Here is a 16611-nt window from a genome sequence, read left to right on the forward strand (position 1 = left end):
TGAATATATGAGCGTTTCAACATCAAACTCTGTTAGAACACATTATCTAAAAATGGCTTTTATGCTATGCGCGCCTTGCCTGTTGGCAGTGGCAAATAACGCGTTGGCAGAAACGGAGTTTAATATTGATGCGCTTGATCTGGACGAGCGAACCAAGATAGACCTTTCCCAGTTTGCAGATGAAGGTTATATCCTGCCGGGTGATTACTATCTTGAGATTGAGGTCAACAAGAACAAGCTGCCACTCCAGAAAATCCCTTTTTATGAAGTGGAAGACGGCAAGGGAAAGGGCGGTGTTGCCTGCTTGCCTCAGGATCTTGTCCCCAGGATGGCGCTGACGGATGAGGCCATCGCCAAGATTGACAGCTGGCATCAGGGTCAGTGTGCCAACCTTCTGGCGCTGGATGGCGTCATCATCTCCAATGATATTGGTAACGGCTTGCTGAGGATTGCCGTCCCCCAGGCCTGGCTGAAATACAGTGACCCCAACTGGATTCCGCCCGAGCAGTGGGACGTCGGCGTCACTGGTCTGATGCTGGATTACAACCTCAATGCCCAGGTCAATGAAGGGCGCGACTACTCCAACAGCAACCTCAGCAGTTACGGTACCCTGGGGGCGAACTACGGTCCCTGGCGCTTGCGTGGCGATTACCAGGCCAGCGCTTATTGGGGGGATGACGAGCGGTCGTCAGCCGAGCTTAACCGTCTCTACGCATACCGCCCTCTGTCGACCATGGCCGCCAAGCTGACCGTGGGCGAACAACAGCTCAACTCCCAATTGATCGATGGTTTTCGTTATACAGGTGTCAATCTGGCCAATGATGAGCGCATGTTGCCGCCCAGCTTGCAAGGCTATGCCCCCGAGGTGAGCGGCATCGCCAAGACCAACGCCAAAGTCACCATCTCCCAGTCTGGCCGCATCATTTATGAGACCAACGTGCCTGCCGGCCCATTTCGTATTCAGGGATTGGACAGTTCTGTGCGTGGTCGTCTCGATGTGCGGGTGGAAGAGCAGGATGGCAGCGTCAGCTCTTTTCAGGTGGATACGGCAACCGTGCCTTATCTGACCCGGCCAGGGTATGTTCGCTACAACATCTCGGTCGGCGCCCCATCAGAACTGGGTGACTCTGCTCACGATATCCATGGTCCTGGTTTTGTGACGGGGGACTTCTCATGGGGGGTGGCGAACTCCTGGTCTCTTTATGGTGGTAGTCTGGTTGCTGGTGAATATAACTCCATGGGCCTGGGGATTGGGCGCGACCTGTATGCATTCGGTGCTATTTCTGCTGACTTGACCCAATCCATTGCGAAATTACCGGGTTTATCTACCAAGATTGGCCAGTCATTTCGGTTGAACTATGCCAAGCAGTTCGATGAATACAACAGCTCCATCACCTTTGCGGGTTATCGTTTCTCGCAACACAACTTCATGACAATGTCGCAGTTTCTGAGTAACAAGGATCGACTGGAAAATAATAGCGTTGCCTCGAGTGATGATTACAATACCTGGGGTGATAAAGAGCTATATACCATTACTGCCAACAAGACATTCTGGGCTGATGATGCCGCCAAGGCATTGACCATGTATATGGATTACACCCATAGAACCTATTGGAATCACGATGCGGAAGATCGTTACGGCCTGTCCATCAACAAGAGTGTGAATATTGGCAGTTTCAAGGATGTCTCTCTCTATTTGTCTGCTTACAAGACCAAGACAGAGAATTATGAGGATGACAAGAGTGTCATGCTGACGGTCAGCATGCCGATCGGGGACAGGAAGAGTGCGGGATACAGCGTGCAGTCTTCCAACGGCAAGGTCACCCACCTGGCAACCTATCAGGATTACAGCCGACCGGATGATACCTATCAGCTGGGGGCTGGGGTGCAGAGCAATGGTCATGCGGTAGCGCGAGGTTATTACAACCACAACAGTGACATCGGCGCCGTCAGCCTCAATGCCTACAGCGTACAGAGCGAATACACCTCGGTCGGTGCCAGCATGCGGGGCGGTTTGACGGCGACCGAACATGGCGCCGCCTTGCATCAGGCGACCCGACGTGGAGGAACCCGCATGATGGTCGATACCGGCAAGGTCGCCGATGTCTCTTTCAATAATGGGCGTGCGGTAACGAACCGGTTTGGCGTGGCCGTGATCAGCGATATGACCGATTATCGCAAGAGCGATACCCGTATCGACGTGGACCAGCTGAGCGATGACATAGATGCCATGAATGCCATCAAGCAGGGAACCCTGACGGAAGGTGCGATTGGGTATAATGCCTTTGAAATTGCCCAAGGCTTCAAGTTGCTGGCCAGCGTCAGGCTGCCCAATGGTTCCTATCCGCCCTTCGGTGCGACCGTCGTCAATGACGCCGGACGGGTACTCTCCGTCGTGGATGAGGATGGCCTTGTCTATCTGGCGGGAGTAAAACCGGATGAATCGTTTGAACTTTCCTGGGGTGGTGCCCGTCAGTGCAAGATAGCGGCACCGCACGAAGTAACCGATCTGTCGATGAAGACGCTCACTTGTAAGTAATGGGAACCCGATGAAAAAGCTGCTCTCTTTTACCTGTCTGGCCGTACTGGGTATGACGTCACTAAACGTCAGTGCCGCGATTGTGCTGGATCGTACTCGCGCCGTTTATCCTGGTGGCGCCAAATCCATCAGTCTCAACATCAAAAACGAAAATCAGAAGCTGCCTTATCTGGCGCAGGCCTGGATTGAAGATGCCCAGGGGCAGAAGATCGCTTCGCCTTTCGTGGTGCTGCCGCCAGTGCAGCGGGTGGATGCCAATCAGAAGTCGATTGTCAGGATCGCTTCCGTGCCTGCGATCGAGACGTTGCCAAAAGATCGCGAATCTATCTACTACTTCAACCTGCGCGAGATCCCGCCCAAGAGCGAGAAGAGCAACGTCATGCAGATTGCCGTGCAATCCAAGATCAAGCTCTTCTACCGCCCCGAGGCTATCCTCCCTGAGCGTGGTGCCGTCTGGCAGGATCAAGTGACGATCACCAAGCAGGGCACAACCCTGAAGGTCAATAACCCGACCCCTTACTACGTCACCTATGTCGGCCTGGCCCATCCCAAGGGCAAAGAGAAAACATCCATTAAAGGCTTCTCTGCCTTTATGGTGGCCCCCAAATCAGAGCTGGATGCCAAGATCCCTGAGACGTTGGGCAGTGAATTCATAATCAGCTATGTAAACGATTACGGCGGATATATGGATATCAAGTACCAGTGCGTCGGCAATGCCTGTAAAGCCGTAAAGGGGACGTGAACATGATATTTCGTGCAGGCGTACTTGGTGTCATGTTTTTGTCCATGCCAGCGATGGCCATTAATGGTGAGGTTAGAGCCGCCACAAAAACCTATGAAATTGAACTGACAAAGGAAGATATAGCCAACCAGGTCAATGCAACGAAAGAATTCAAGTGGGATTTGAATGGTACTTACCCTGGTACGGCATTCTGTCCTGCCCAAGACATTATCAATCAACCGATCTATTACAAAGCAGTCATGAGTGCAGGGTTACCCAGCGTTGGCGGTGGATTCGTCAAGTTGAATGAATTTCTGGATCTCAAGGTTGATATCTGGATTGAAGGTAGCCGTCAGGCATATGTAACGGCCCCCTTTAATGAAGAATCCAATCAGGGCAGGTTTACCTGCTACAAAAGAAATGGCTCAGCACAATTTGGTTTTAGAAGTGGCAGCAAGGGAAAAGTGACCTTCCGCGTTCGCAAGCCAATTATCAATGGTGTGCAAATTGCTGACCATGAGATAGTCGAGATGTTTGGTCGATTGGGTAAAACTGATGTTGGCTTCAATAATGACGTCATGTCAAGAATAGTCATCAAGTCTTCTGTGCTTTATGTGCCAGAAAAATGTACTATTAATGGTGGTCAGTCAATAGAAGTTGAATTTGGTGATCTGCCAGGGGTCGGTTTGGATGGCAATAATTATGAAAAAACAGTTCCGCTAAGCTTTGTTTGTAGCGGCGGGGTGTTTGATAAAGATGCATCAATGAAAATAAATTTGGCGATTTCTGGCAAGCCGGTTTCTTTTAACTCAAATTATTTGAGAACCACTCGAGATGGCTATCAGGGTGGAAATGCCATTAATAACCTGGGTATAAAATTCAAACAACTGGATGGAGCGCCTCTCAATCTGAATGACTGGTATCCGGTTTCCATGCAGGGAAATATCGGTGACTGGGGTTTTATTGCGGCGCCTGTAAGTCCTGCCGGTGTTGAAGTCGAAGCCGGTGACTTCTATGCGACCGGTACGATCGTTGCTTCATTTCAGTAGGAGGGGGTATGTTGCGCTTAGTCTATTTCGGGTTGCTAATTATCCCTTTATGGGTCAGTGCTGCGGCTGACGACCTTGAACTCCTTGGCGGCGCACTCAACCTGCATGGCCGAATTATTGACCAGCCATGCCTGGTATCACCCGAGTCAGCCGATCAGTCGGTCGACATGGGGGTAGTTGACGTCAGGGAACTCTATTCAGCCGGTGCCGGGGCCCAGGTGCCTTTTGTTATCCGCCTGACCAACTGCAAGCCAGGCATCTTCCGTATGGCCAAGGTGACCTTCAGCGGTTCGGCAGATCAGCAGATGAGCGGTGCTCTGGCTTTTTCCGCAGGTTCTGCCAAGGGGGCGGGTATCCGGTTGTATGATGTCACTCAATCCCTGCTGGATTTGGGTACTCCTTCCCGTGGCTATGTGCTGGGCAATTCAACAGAGAATGAGCTGAATTTTTTCGCTCGGGTTGAAGGCCACCCGGATGCCATCGCCGCAAGGAATATCAAACCTGGCGATTATACCGCCGTGGCCAATTTCATTGTTGCCTATGAATAACTCAAGGGTCATTGCGCTGGATGACCTTCAAGTTTTCTCTGCTGGGCCAGGAGAGAACGCCCCCCATATAGCTGGATAAATATATTCCACCCGGCAGTTGGATGAACAGCGCCTTCTGTTTTGGTGGCGTCAAGGCTGCGACCAGAGTAGCGACCATGCTATTATTGATGAGTGCTTTCTGGTCAATGAAGTTGACAATAGTATTCTTTATTTCGACCGCAATATCATCATCATCACGCTCTACATCCCCGACGGAATCCAGGTTGAACAGTGTCTGTCCCTTATGATCGGTTGCAATCACGGTCGCTACCACAATCTCTCTGTTCATGGTGACAATCATCTTGCTCTTTCTGGTTATTTCTACCCAGTTCTCTGGCGCCAGGCAGCTGCTATGGTATCTGACAACGGTATGTGGATTGTTATAATAATTGTGGGAAACATTCTTTCCCTGCAACGCCATCGTTGCTACGACACATTGCAACTCTTCCATGACAGGGTGGCCCGATCTCAACAGGAAAATATTTTCTGACAGAAGTTTGTTTTTATTGTCAATGGAAAAGTAGCTGATAGCTTCCTTTCCGATGAGAATGGAAACATGTTCATCTTCATAATGAGGGATGCGCTGAGCAAGGGGTTTCAGGTTTTCTATCTTCAATTTCAGGGTTTGCTCTGTATCACTGGTCATATAAAGAGATACATGGCTGAGATTGATCGTTCTCAGGGTATTGGCATTGGTATAGTGGTAAATTAATATCACCAATGAGGTAATAGATACCATGATCAATGCAAACAGCATGATGCGTTTTGGACTGAAATAGCGGTCATATCGTCTACGGCTATATTGTCGTCTTGGTTGTGGCATGTTTGCAGGCGTTGGCACTATGTTATCAGTAGCTACCGTTTCCTCTTCTTCTCCGCTGATCTCAACCGGTGCACAGAAGATATAACCGACTCTCGGAATAGTATCGATTGCGTCCAGTAAACCAATGGATTCCAGTTTTCTGCGCAGAGAGAGGATCTGACGGTTAAGGTTGGTATCGGTATTGTCCTGATTTGGCCACAAGGTCTCCTGCAGCTTGCCTCTGGCAATGACACTGCCTGCCTCATCACACAGCATTTCGAGTAGCTCTGCTTCCTTGTTGCTGAGCTTGATGTCTCTTTCTCCCTTTGAGAGCTTGAATATTGCAGCGGAGAAAATAATATCCTCTGCAATTTTATAATTTTTGTTACTCATGTGTGACTCGTCTTACCGCCAAGGAGTGCATTTTACCATCATGTGGCAGTTGTTCAAATAATGAAAAAACTACAATATCTTTAATTATCAATTATTTAGGTTTACATTGAGGTGCCTGGCAGCGGGTATGGTACTACAGGTTATTAATTTGGTTCAAAAAACACTCAAAAAGATGGCCGTTTATGTAATCGTTCTCACTTAGCCTGCAGCCTGAGTATGTTTTTGGCCTCGTTCGCGAGTTTTGTTGAATACGGTGCGGATCGGATGGATCTGTTGTGCCAGATCTTGTCGTATGGCGGTTTATTGCTTGAAGATTGACTGCTGATACAGCTTTCGCTGTGGTTTGAGAGCCCCGCCCATGTCCGGCCAGGGTTGCCAGAGGTCCGGCACCATAAAGCCGGGTAATGTCTGCCTGAGCCAGGCGGCCAGCTCCGGATAGGGCACAGCTTCCCCATGCCAGTCGATGAAGGCGGCGGGTCTTTGCCCCCACTCCTCACTCGGTATGGGCACCACCAGTGCCTGGGCCACGGCAGGGTGATCCACCAGCCGCTGCTCTATGGTCTCTGGCTGTATATTCTCCCCGCCCGAGATGAACAGATTGTCGATCCGCCCCTCCACCACCAGCTCGCCGTCGGCGGTGACATACCCCTTGTCGCGGGTGTGAAACCAGCCAGCCTCGTCGAGCGGCCGCTCCAGTACGCCCTCCTTGAAATAACCGGCAAACAAGGTGTCACCGCGTACGCAAATTTCCCCTTGTTGAATGCCGACTTCCCGCCCTGGCAGCGGCCTGCCGACCAGACCCGCAGTGGTCGGCAGGCCGGTACAGACCTGGCTTCCCATTTCCGACAAGCCATAGCTCGACTTGGGGGTGAACCCCATGGCCGCAAGGCGATCGACCAGCGGCTGCGGGATGGCGGCGCCGCCGAGCAACAGCTCGCGCAAGCGGGTGCGAGCGGGGTCAAAACCCTCCGCCATCAGTCGCCAGAGCTGGGTCGGTACCAGCGAGAGGTGGGTGATGGGTTGGCATTCGAGGCGCGTCTTGAGGGGCTGACTGCGCTCGTCCAGCACCAGGCTGGCCCCTGCCAGAAAGACCCGGAACAGGATGGCGTAGCCGCCGACGTGAAACAGCGGCAGGGAGAGCAACCAGCCGCACTCCTTATCCAGCGGGATCAGGGAGGCTGAGCCCCGTGCCGAGGCCAGGTGGTTGGCGAGACGATGCACCACGGCTTTCGGTGTGCCGCTGGAGCCCGAGGTGAGGATCATGTTGTTCAACTGGGCAGGCGCGAGTGGCCAGGGCTGCTCGGTAGCCGCCACTTCTGTGCTGAAATGCAGCCGCAGTGGGCACCCACTTCCCCCCGGAATTTCGTCGGCCGACCAGAAGGCGGCCACGTCCAGCTGCTGTGCCAGTGCGGCCTGTCTAGTCAGTGGAAAGGCGGGGTTGAGCGGGCAGAAAATGATGCCGCTGCGCACGCAGGCCCAGGCCAGCAAGACGTCTGGCAGGGCGCCGCGCACCACGGCTGCAAGGCGGTCGCCGCTTTTCAAGCCGGCCCCTTCCAGTTGCAGGCACAGGCTGTTGAGTCTTGCATCCAGCTGTTGGTAGTTGAGGGGGCTTGCTGTGTGGATGGCGATCCGGTGGGGCGCGGCTTGTGCCCAGTGGCGCACCGGGCATGGCTCTAAATGGGGGTGATGGTCAGATGTCGGCAGCATGAAGGCCCCTTCAGTCACGATGAAACAGGGGCTCCAGCAGACTCAGGTCGGGTTTGCCTTGGGTATCCAGCAGGTCGCTTGCCAGCCAGCGTTTGGTGTCCAGGCCCGGTGCCTGATCCGGCGCCCATTCACCCGCGAGACGGGCGAGTTGGCCGAGGCCGACATCGGACTCGAAACAGGAGGAGACGATCACTTTCAGGCGCAGCTCGCGGGCACGGGTCACCAGGGCTTCGCTGTTGGCCAGCGAGCCGAGCAGCATGGGCTTGAGCACCAGGGCTCTCAGTTGAGGGATCGGTTCCCAGGGTTTGCCTTGTGCCAACAGCTCGTCGATGGCGACCGGCATGCCGGTGCGGTTTGCCACGAAGGCGATGTCGTCAAAGTTGGCGCAAGGGTCTTCCAGATATTCGATCCGGTTCGGATCCAGATGACCGCAGAAGGCCCAGGCTTCCTCACGGGTCCAGCCCTGGTTGGCGTCCAGCACCAGCTTGAGAGTGGGGATGCGATCGCACAGCAGGCGGATCAGCGCCAGCTCGTCGCGCATGGGGTAACGGGCCACCTTCAGCTTGGCCTTGCTGGGGGTCTGGTGCAGCCAGTCCTTCCAGTGTTTGAGCAGCTCCTGGGGGGAGCCTTGAATAAGGGGATAGGGTGCGGGCAGGGTGGCGGCCTGTTCAGGCCAGATCCGGCGCGCGCAATCGAACCCAAATTGCACCGAAGGCAGCAGGGGCGAGATGGGCTGTCCCTGAGCCAGTTGCTCCAGACAAGCGAGCGCTTCGGCTTGCGCTTCGGCCAGGGTCTCTTTGGAGAAACCGGGCAGGGGGGCTATCTCCCCCCAGCCCTTGTCAACGTGAACCAGCAGGCCCTCTCGCGCCACCTCCACCTTGCCGTGAAAGGTCAGGGGCTGGGTAAAAGGCAGTTGGTAGCGATAGAGAGCGAGTTTCATCAGGGATTCCGCTTGTATTTGGAGAAGTCGGGACGACGTTTTTCGTTGAACGCGTTACGCCCTTCCTGACCCTCTTCGGTCATGTAGAACAGCATGGTGGCATTCCCCGCCAGCTCCTGCAAGCCGGCCTGGCCATCGCAGTCGGCGTTGAGGGCCGCTTTCAGGCAGCGCAGCGCCATCGGGCTGTTTTGCAGCATCTCGCGGCACCAGCGCACGGTTTCGCGCTCCAGCTCGGCCAAAGGCACGACTGTGTTGACCAGCCCCATGTCGAGCGCTTGCTGGGCATCGTACATGCGACACAGGAACCAGATCTCGCGGGCCTTCTTCTGGCCGACGATGCGGGCCATGTAGGAGGCACCCCAGCCGCCGTCGAAAGAGCCGACTTTCGGACCTGTCTGGCCGAACTGGGCGTTGTCGGCGGCAATGGTGAGATCGCACATCATGTGCAGCACGTGGCCGCCACCGACCGCGTAACCGGCCACCATGGCGACCACGGGTTTCGGGCAGGTGCGGATGTCACGCTGGAAGTCGAGCACGTTGAGGTGGTGAGTGCCTTCGTCGTCCTGGTATCCACCGTAGTCGCCCCGGATCTTCTGATCGCCACCGGCGCAGAACGCCTTCTCGCCGAAGCCGGTGAGTATGATGGTGCCGATATGATCGTCATAGCGGGCATCGGCCAGTGCCTGCAGCATCTCTTTGACGGTGCGGGGGCGGAAGGCGTTGCGTACCTGAGGGCGATTGATGGTGATCTTGGCAATGCCATCGCCGGACTTGTGATAGAGGATATCCTCGTAACCGGCGGAGCAATCGCGCCACTCGACAGGTGCGTACAGTTCCGCTTCCGTCATTGCCTCAATCATGTTTTTTTCCTTCTGATCTGGTAGAGCAGAGTTGAACAATGGAGTTGAGCAATATCGTCATGCTGGACGAGGGTATACAGTCCCGCTTTCGTCATTGCTTCAATCATGTGCACTCTCTTTTTCTTGTTGGTGATAAGCCCGCGACGCCGGCTCGGGTAAAGGGTGTCATGCCGTTTTATGGCGTACTCGCAATCCAGTCGCGCAGGCACGAGGCAAAGCGCTCGGGCTGGCTGGCGTGCAGATTGTGGCCGCCATCCAGGGTCAAGTGATTGATATTGCAGCCCTGCTTTACCAACTGGCAAGCCAGTTGATGGAATTTGTGATCCCGGCTGCCGGAGATCCAGGTCACCGGCAACCGGGTGCTGACGAGCCAGGGCGCGAGATCCTGCTGCTGGCCCAGCGAGGTGGCGCGCAGCATGGTCGCGATGGCCGGGCCCTGATTGCCAAGGCGTCCGGCTATCTGGCGGGCGCGAGCGGCCTCGTCGAGATCGGCGAAGACCCCCTGCTGATACCAGTCGGCCAGCACCTCTGTCAGCGGTTCGCGCTCGAAGCGCCGGGCCCAGCCCTCATCGTGTTCGATGCGAGCTGCTCGCTCGGCCAGCGGCAGGCCGGGATGGCAATTTTCCAGCAGCAGGGCCTGCAATCCGGCAGGGGATTGGCTGGCGTGATAGAGGGCGAGCCGCCCCCCCAGCGAATAGCCGGCCAGTCGGTACTGCTCGATGCCGAGTGCCTTTAGCGCATCACAGATCCACTGATGAGCCTGCTCGAAGCCGGTCACACTCACCCCTTGATTGCTGCCGTGGCCCGGCAGATCCAGCGCGTGGCAATCTATTCCAGGCAAGGCTTCGATCACTGGCTGCCAGTCGCGGCCATCGCCGAGCAGACCGTGCAGCAATACCAGAGGCAATTCCTGGCTGTTCGGGTTAGAGGCCACGAATAGCCGCCCCCAGTGCCTTGAGATCCTCGGCGACTTCGCTGCTCGGTACCTTGATTTCAATCAGGGTTACTTTCTTTTCCAGCGCCGGTTTTTTCAGCGCGGCGGTGTAGGCCTGCTCGAATTCAGCCAGCGTGGTTGGCGCCCGATAATGGAGGCCGAACATGGCAGCGGCATGCTCGAAGTGCAGGCCGTGGGGCAGGCAGTAGTAGGTCTCCAGCAGCCGATCGCCGGTGGGCACCGGCAACATGCGAAAGATGCTGCCGCCGTCGTTGTTGAGCAGGATCACCACCAGCGGCCGGCTCGATTTGCCGAGCAGGGCCAGACTGTTGAGATCGTGCAGGGCGCTGAGATCGCCAATCAACAGGGTCGTTGGCTGCTCGCTCGACTGGGCGAAACCATAGGCGGTGGCGATGAGGCCATCGATGCCGGAGGCGCCGCGGTTGGTCATCACTCGGCTCGGCCCCTTGCCCGCTTCGCCGAGCATGTCCATCAGCCGGGCCGGCATGCTGTTGCCGACAAACAACTGGCCTTGAATCAGAGTGCCCAGCCGATGACTGACGCCGAGCTCTGAGAAGCGATCGCAGGCGCTGCGGATCTGGTGGGTGGCGCTTTGCTGGCGCTCCGCCAGCCGGTGCCAGGGCAGGTGGCGAGTGCTCACTTTGTGGGTTGCGGCGAAGGCGGCGGGCTCGCACACCAGACGGCGGCGCAGCCGGTAATCGGGGTCGAGTCGCGCCGGCTGCGGGTCCACCAGCCAGTAATCCTGCCAGGGGTGCTGCTTGATGAACTGGCCGAGCCGCTTGGAGATGAGGCGGGCACCGAATTGCAGCAGCACTTCGGCGCGGGCCAGCTCGGCCACGAAGCAGCTGTTTTGCAGGGCGAGATCCATGTGGATGAGGTTGCGGGCATCGAAGCGGATCTGGCTCTGCAGGTCCGCCAGCAGCGGCCAGCCAAGGCGCTCGGCCAGCTCGGCCACCACCTGCGCCTGGGCGGGATCCTGAATGCGTCCCGCTACTATGATGCCGCGTTTGCCCTGCAAGGCTGCCCAATCGGGCTGGCGGGGACAGATCTGTTCATTCTGCTGCCAGGGGCTCCAGGGCTCGCTTGAATGCAGCCAGTCGCCGAGAGGGGCCAGATAGTCGGAAAAATCCAGGTACTCATCGCCGGGATAGAGGGGCTCGGGGTACATGCAGTTGAAATGGACTGGTCCGGGAGTCAGCGCCTGCTGGGCCAGCGCCTGATCCACCGAGCTCAGCACGAAGGCCGCCGGTATGGTCGGGGTGGGGCTCGGCAGGTTCTGCTGATAGACGGGGTAGCGACCGAAGATCCCCTGCTGATCGATCGCCTGGTTGGCGCCGTTGTCGATAAGCTCGGGTGGTCGGTCGGCCGAAAGAATGATGAACGGCACGCCTGTGAGTTGCGCCTCCGCCACGGCGGGCCAAAGGTTGGCGACCGCTGTGCCCGAGGTCATGATCACCGCCACAGGTCGACCGCTGCCCTTGGCCAGCCCCAGCGCCATAAACCCCAGGCCCCGCTCGTCAAAATGGAGGTGGCGGCGAAAGCCGGCATGGGCGGCTGCGGCCATGGTGAGCGGTGCCGAACGTGAGCCCGAGGCCAGCGCTATGTCTCGCACGCCGAGGCGATAGAGCTCTTCCAGCAAGAGGGAAGACCAGACGTGATTGAAGGTGGCATGTTGACTGGCAAACATGAGGCTCTCGCTGAATGAGGGGTCGATGAGAAAACGCTATCCCAGCAGGGAGAGCACATTGGCGATCTTGTTGTCGAGTTCGGCCCACTCGGCGGCGGGTTCTGATCCCGCCACTATGCCAGCCCCGGCATAGAGTGTGATGGTCTGCGCCGTGACGCGGGCGCTGCGGATGGCGACGGAGAACTCCGAGGTCTCCCGGCTCAACATGCCGCAGGCACCGGCATACCAGCCGCGATCATGGGGCTCGAACTCGCGGATGAAGGCCAGTGCGGCTTCGCGCGGGGCGCCGCCCACGGCGGGGGTGGGGTGCAGGGCGTCCAGCAGTTGCCAGTCACACACACCAGGCTTGAGTTCGGCCTCTATGTCGCACTTGAGGTGTTGCAGCAGCCGCAGTTTCAGAATGCGCGGCTCGGTCAGGCTGGCGCCCGTGGTGAGCGGGGCCAGTCGGCTGAGGATGTCGGCATGCACCAGCCTGTTCTCCAGCCGGTTCTTGCTGTCGGCCAGCAGCTCCGCCGCCAGGGCCGCATCGGTCGCCTCGTCGCCGGAGCGGCGTATGGTGCCTGCCAGTGCCTCGGTGAAGAGATGATCCTGTTCCCGGCGGTAGAGCCGCTCGGGGGAGCAGGCGATAAAGCTCTGCTCGGGGGAAAACTGAAAGCCGAAGTGGAAGCAGTCCTGGGCATGCTGTGCCCACTGTGCCAGCAGGGCCCAGGGGGAGACGGCATTGCCGGCATCATGTGTGGCATCGGCCCTTGCGTCATCCAGGGTAAGACGGCTCTCCCGCGACAGCACTACCTTGGGGGTGTGCGCCTGAAAATCGGGGGCTGTGACCCGTTCCACCAGTTGTTGCCAGTGCGGCTGGGCAGGGCAATCCTGGCGTTGCCAGTCGCGCCGCAGCAAGGGGGAAAGCGGCGCTTCCGGCAGCAGGGCATCAAGCGCTGCTTCGGCGGCCAGCATTTCGGCATCGAACTCGGCCGCTGCTTGCTGCTCCGGTAGCCAGAGATTGAGGCAGAGGCTGACACACTCGCCCCGGCGCACCAGCTCGATGCGGGGCAGCACGAAACGGCAGGGGCCGAATCCCTGCCAGCCGGGTTGGGCGGGATCGAACGCCAGTCCGCCGTAGTAGCGCGGGCTGTCATCATGAGGCTGGTTGGCGTGCTCACAGACTCGCTGTATGTCTTGTGGACGGGTCAGTTCCCGGATACAGCCCAGCGCCACATACTCGGGCTTGTCGTGCCCTCTGGCATGCCAATAGATGCGGGGATAGAGAGTCTGCGCCGCGAGCCAGCCCAGAAAGGAGCCGACCTCGATCGCCACGCGCAGCCGAACGAAGCCGCTGGCGTTGCTGTGACGCAGGGCGTCCAGTTGTTGCTTGATATGGGTCTGAGCCAACATGGATTTCGTCTATGAGCCGATAGTGACGGTCAATCCTGCAGAAGGATGCCGTTGGTTTATGCCAAAGGAGCGATTATTCCTATATATTATCTGCCCATTCGTCCATGTAAATCGCCCGGGGAGCTTACCTCCCGAGGCGCCAAGTATACCGAAATCCAGTTCGATAACCCTTAACACGATCAATATCTGATTGTTTGGCCATCACAATATGACAAATACCTTCTCTATCTGGTTGCTGGCGGCGCGTTTGCGAACCTTGCCGCTCGCGTGCTCCTCCATTTTGCTGGGATCCGGGCTGGCGGCCAGTCGTGGGGCCTTCGATGGCACCATAATGGCGCTCTCCCTGCTGACCGCCATACTGCTGCAGATCCTCTCCAATCTGGCCAACGATTACGGGGATGCGGTATCCGGTGCGGACAATGGCGAGCGGATTGGCCCCCAGCGCGCCGTGGTCTCGGGTCTCATCACCCAAAAGCAGATGTGCGTGGCCATGGGGCTGACCGCCCTGGCTGCCGTGGTGAGCGGCCTCTCTCTGCTGGGTTGCGCTTTTGGCGATCAGTGGCTGCAGATCCTCACTTTCGTGGTGCTGGGTGGCGCAGCCATAGTCGCGGCCATCACCTACACGGTGGGCAAGACCCCTTACGGCTATCGCGGGTTCGGGGATATCTCGGTGTTCCTCTTCTTCGGTCTGCTGGGGGTACTCGGCTCCTACTATCTGTTTACCAAGACACTGGCGTGGGATCTGCTGCTGCCGGCCACTGCCTGCGGCCTGCTGGCGACCGCCGTGCTCAACATCAACAATGTGCGGGATATAGAGACGGATGCGGTCAGCGGCAAGATCACCCTGGCGGTGCGGCTGGGTCGCAACCGTGCCATCGCCTACCACTGGCTGTTGCTGGGGGCGGCGCTGGTCAGCACCATCGCCTTCCTGCTGACCCAGCCCGCCAGTTTCTGGCCCTGGATCTTCCTGCCTGCCATGAAGCCCCTCACCGATGCTGCGCGCACCCTGCGTGAAAGCTACGATGGCGAGGTGCTGACCGGTGCCCTCAAGAAGACCGCCATCAGCGCCTTCCTGTTCAGCCTGCTGCTCTCCATCGGGTTGGCGCTCTCCTGATGGGATGCTTGCTTGTTTTTATGTGAAAAGGGCTCCCGATGCGGTAGCCCTTTTTGTGTGCTGACGCGACTCGTTGGCACGTTACCAGTCAGACAGGAGAACGCCTTATGCGCGAGTCACTCAAACAGAAAATCATCCAGGTTTGCCGCCAGAAAATAGCGCAGAAGGGGGAGACGGTCGGGCTCTCTTTTTATGCGTTTTTCGCCAACAGAAATGACGACCCCGACTTGCTGATGGAGGCGGCGACCTGGTGGATCCAGACTCACAGACTCGACCATTTCGAGAAGGCCAGAAAGATCCTCCAGCTGGTCGAGGGGAGCAAGTAGGACAGGGATGAAACAAGCAGGGCTCCAAGAAGGAGCCCTGCCTGCATATGGCGTTGTCACCCCGTCGTTCGGGTGAGTGACACTCAGCTGGCTTGGGCCAATCTGGGGGCCCGGCGGGAGAAGAAGAGGCTGTCCAGCAGCCAGATGACCAGCATGGAGGCGCCCACCAGCGGGAAGGCGATACCGAGCAGGGTCAGCAGGGCGATGGCACCGCGCATGGGGGGCAATTTGGCAGGCAGCGGCGGGGCGGCGAGACGCCCCTGCGGGCGGCGGCTCCACCAGATCCAGAGGCCGCTCACCGAGCTCAGCAGCACCATCAGGCAGATGACCAGCATGGCGAGCTGATGGGGCCAGCCATAGAGTTTGCCCATGTGCAACATGACGCCGGTTTCCACCGTCTTGGCGACCGGGCCGTAATCCTGCCAGCGCACGTCGGCCAGTACCTTGCCGCTGTACTGATCGATATGCAAGGTGGCATCGTTGCGCGGATCGTCGGCGAACAGGGCTATGGTGTAGACGCCGCTCTCACCGACCGGTGGTGTGATGCTGTAACCCGGGCTGACCTGACGTGCCTGTGCGATCTCCACCACCTGTTGCAGCGGGATGCGGTGGCTGGCCATGACAATGTCATCCTGCTCGCCGCCCTGGTGCATGGCGCTGTGATCATGACGCTTGGCCGCCGGCTGTGAACTCGGCATCGGCATCGTCTCTACCGCCCAGGGCACTGTCTGTTCATGGGAATGGTTGAGGTTGCGGACGAGAGGGGCGGATTTTGGGACCTCGTTCCACATGGCGGCGGGGAAGCGATTCCAGAGGTCGGCGAATTGAGCTCCCCAGAATCCGGTCCAGGTCATGCCGCTCAGCAGCAGCAACAGCAGGAAGCCCGCGCCCCAGAAGCCGACCACGGCGTGCAGATCTCGCCACCAGAGGCGCCCTCGCTGATTCAGCCGTGGCCATAGGATACCGCCGACCCCCGGGCCCTTGCGCGGCCACCAGAGATAGAGGCCGCTGACAAGCAGCACTATGCCCCAGCCGGCGGCCAGCTCGATCAGCCGATCCCCTGTGGTGCCGAGCAGCAGATCGGCATGCAGGGCGCGAGCCACCGCCTGCAAGTTCCACTTGTTGTCCATGGTGCCTAGCAGGGTGCCGCTGACAGGATCCATAAACAGGGTGAGTTCATTGCCTTGTTGCGTGACGATAAACTGGGCGCTCAGATCCGGTGCGGCCGGTGGCAGGTATTTGCTCAGGTTGGCGTCCGGCATGGTGGCCCGTGCCTTGGCCCACAGGGCATCGGCGCCAAGGGGCTTGCCCGGCAGTTGATCGGTGCTCAGGATGTGGGCGGCGGGGGGTACCTTCATCAGCTCGGGATAGAGCAAATTGTCGAGCTGGGGTTTGAACAGATAAACGATCCCTGTCAGTGAGAGCAGGATCAGGAAAGGGGCGACGAAGAGGCCGGCGTAGAAGTGCCAGCGCCAGATCCGCTGGTAATGGCTCGAGGCCCTGTTTTTCATCTCTGATCCTTGCGCTAATGACCAACGT

Annotated in this window: 14 protein-coding genes; 6 read left to right on the plus strand and 8 right to left on the minus strand. The window is 57.9% G+C overall.

Features of this window, described 5'->3' with window-relative positions:
• Window positions 1-7: 7 nt before the first annotated feature.
• The 4 genes from GWQ29_RS12000 to GWQ29_RS12015 are packed head-to-tail and all read left to right on the plus strand — an operon-like array spanning window position 8 to window position 4857.
• The gene (locus tag GWQ29_RS12000) at window positions 8-2539 is read left to right on the plus strand and encodes a fimbria/pilus outer membrane usher protein (RefSeq protein WP_345893298.1); all 2532 of its coding nucleotides are present in this window, start codon (window positions 8-10) and stop codon (window positions 2537-2539) included.
• A gap of 10 nt (window positions 2540-2549) precedes the next feature.
• Window positions 2550-3281, plus strand: a complete 732-nt coding sequence (locus GWQ29_RS12005) for a molecular chaperone (RefSeq protein ID WP_265462016.1) — start codon at window positions 2550-2552, stop codon at window positions 3279-3281.
• Window positions 3282-3283: 2 nt separating this feature from the next.
• On the plus strand, window positions 3284-4309 hold the full coding sequence (locus tag GWQ29_RS12010) for a fimbrial protein (protein WP_265462015.1): 1026 nt from the start codon (window positions 3284-3286) through the stop codon (window positions 4307-4309).
• 8 nt (window positions 4310-4317) lie between these two features.
• Window positions 4318-4857 carry a fimbrial protein gene (locus GWQ29_RS12015; protein WP_275919512.1) on the plus strand — a complete coding sequence of 180 codons (540 nt, stop codon included), beginning with the start codon at window positions 4318-4320 and terminating at the stop codon, window positions 4855-4857.
• Window position 4858: 1 nt separating this feature from the next.
• Here GWQ29_RS12015 and GWQ29_RS12020 read toward each other — a convergent pair whose 3' ends face one another.
• From GWQ29_RS12020 to GWQ29_RS12050, 7 genes are all read right to left on the minus strand, one after another.
• On the minus strand, window positions 4859-6091 hold the full coding sequence (locus GWQ29_RS12020; protein WP_265420690.1) for a winged helix-turn-helix domain-containing protein: 1233 nt from the start codon (window positions 6089-6091) through the stop codon (window positions 4859-4861).
• A 300-nt stretch (window positions 6092-6391) separates the two neighbouring features.
• The gene (locus GWQ29_RS12025) at window positions 6392-7798 is read right to left on the minus strand and encodes a 2-succinylbenzoate--CoA ligase (protein ID WP_275919513.1); all 1407 of its coding nucleotides are present in this window, start codon (window positions 7796-7798) and stop codon (window positions 6392-6394) included.
• Between the two features lie 10 nt (window positions 7799-7808).
• Complete coding sequence (gene menC, locus GWQ29_RS12030; protein ID WP_275919514.1) at window positions 7809-8738, minus strand: o-succinylbenzoate synthase; 930 nt, start codon at window positions 8736-8738, stop codon at window positions 7809-7811.
• Window positions 8738-9586 carry a 1,4-dihydroxy-2-naphthoyl-CoA synthase gene (gene menB / locus GWQ29_RS12035; protein ID WP_197667351.1) on the minus strand — a complete coding sequence of 283 codons (849 nt, stop codon included), beginning with the start codon at window positions 9584-9586 and terminating at the stop codon, window positions 8738-8740. Before menB ends, menC begins: the two co-directional genes overlap by 1 nt.
• A 187-nt stretch (window positions 9587-9773) precedes the next feature.
• Window positions 9774-10532 carry a 2-succinyl-6-hydroxy-2,4-cyclohexadiene-1-carboxylate synthase gene (gene menH, locus GWQ29_RS12040; protein ID WP_275919515.1) on the minus strand — a complete coding sequence of 253 codons (759 nt, stop codon included), beginning with the start codon at window positions 10530-10532 and terminating at the stop codon, window positions 9774-9776.
• Window positions 10522-12240, minus strand: coding sequence for a 2-succinyl-5-enolpyruvyl-6-hydroxy-3-cyclohexene-1-carboxylic-acid synthase (gene menD / locus GWQ29_RS12045; RefSeq protein ID WP_275919516.1), 1719 nt, complete (start codon window positions 12238-12240; stop codon window positions 10522-10524). The genes menH and menD overlap by 11 nt, the downstream gene beginning before the upstream one ends.
• 36 nt (window positions 12241-12276) lie before the next feature.
• A complete protein-coding gene (locus tag GWQ29_RS12050) occupies window positions 12277-13632 on the minus strand; it encodes an isochorismate synthase (protein ID WP_265462010.1) in 1356 nt (451 codons plus the stop codon).
• A gap of 208 nt (window positions 13633-13840) precedes the next feature.
• Between GWQ29_RS12050 and GWQ29_RS12055 the strand changes: the two genes are divergently transcribed.
• Window positions 13841-14746, plus strand: a complete 906-nt coding sequence (locus GWQ29_RS12055; RefSeq protein ID WP_058394859.1) for a 1,4-dihydroxy-2-naphthoate polyprenyltransferase — start codon at window positions 13841-13843, stop codon at window positions 14744-14746.
• 107 nt (window positions 14747-14853) lie between these two features.
• Complete coding sequence (locus tag GWQ29_RS12060) at window positions 14854-15072, plus strand: DUF6500 family protein (RefSeq protein ID WP_005315999.1); 219 nt, start codon at window positions 14854-14856, stop codon at window positions 15070-15072.
• A gap of 83 nt (window positions 15073-15155) precedes the next feature.
• Here the strand turns inward: GWQ29_RS12060 and GWQ29_RS12065 are convergent, their stop codons facing one another.
• The gene (locus GWQ29_RS12065; protein ID WP_275919517.1) at window positions 15156-16583 is read right to left on the minus strand and encodes a PepSY domain-containing protein; all 1428 of its coding nucleotides are present in this window, start codon (window positions 16581-16583) and stop codon (window positions 15156-15158) included.
• Window positions 16584-16611: the final 28 nt, after the last annotated feature.

The organism is Aeromonas sp. 2HA2, from assembly GCF_029237345.1.
GTDB lineage: Bacteria > Pseudomonadota > Gammaproteobacteria > Enterobacterales > Aeromonadaceae > Aeromonas > Aeromonas salmonicida.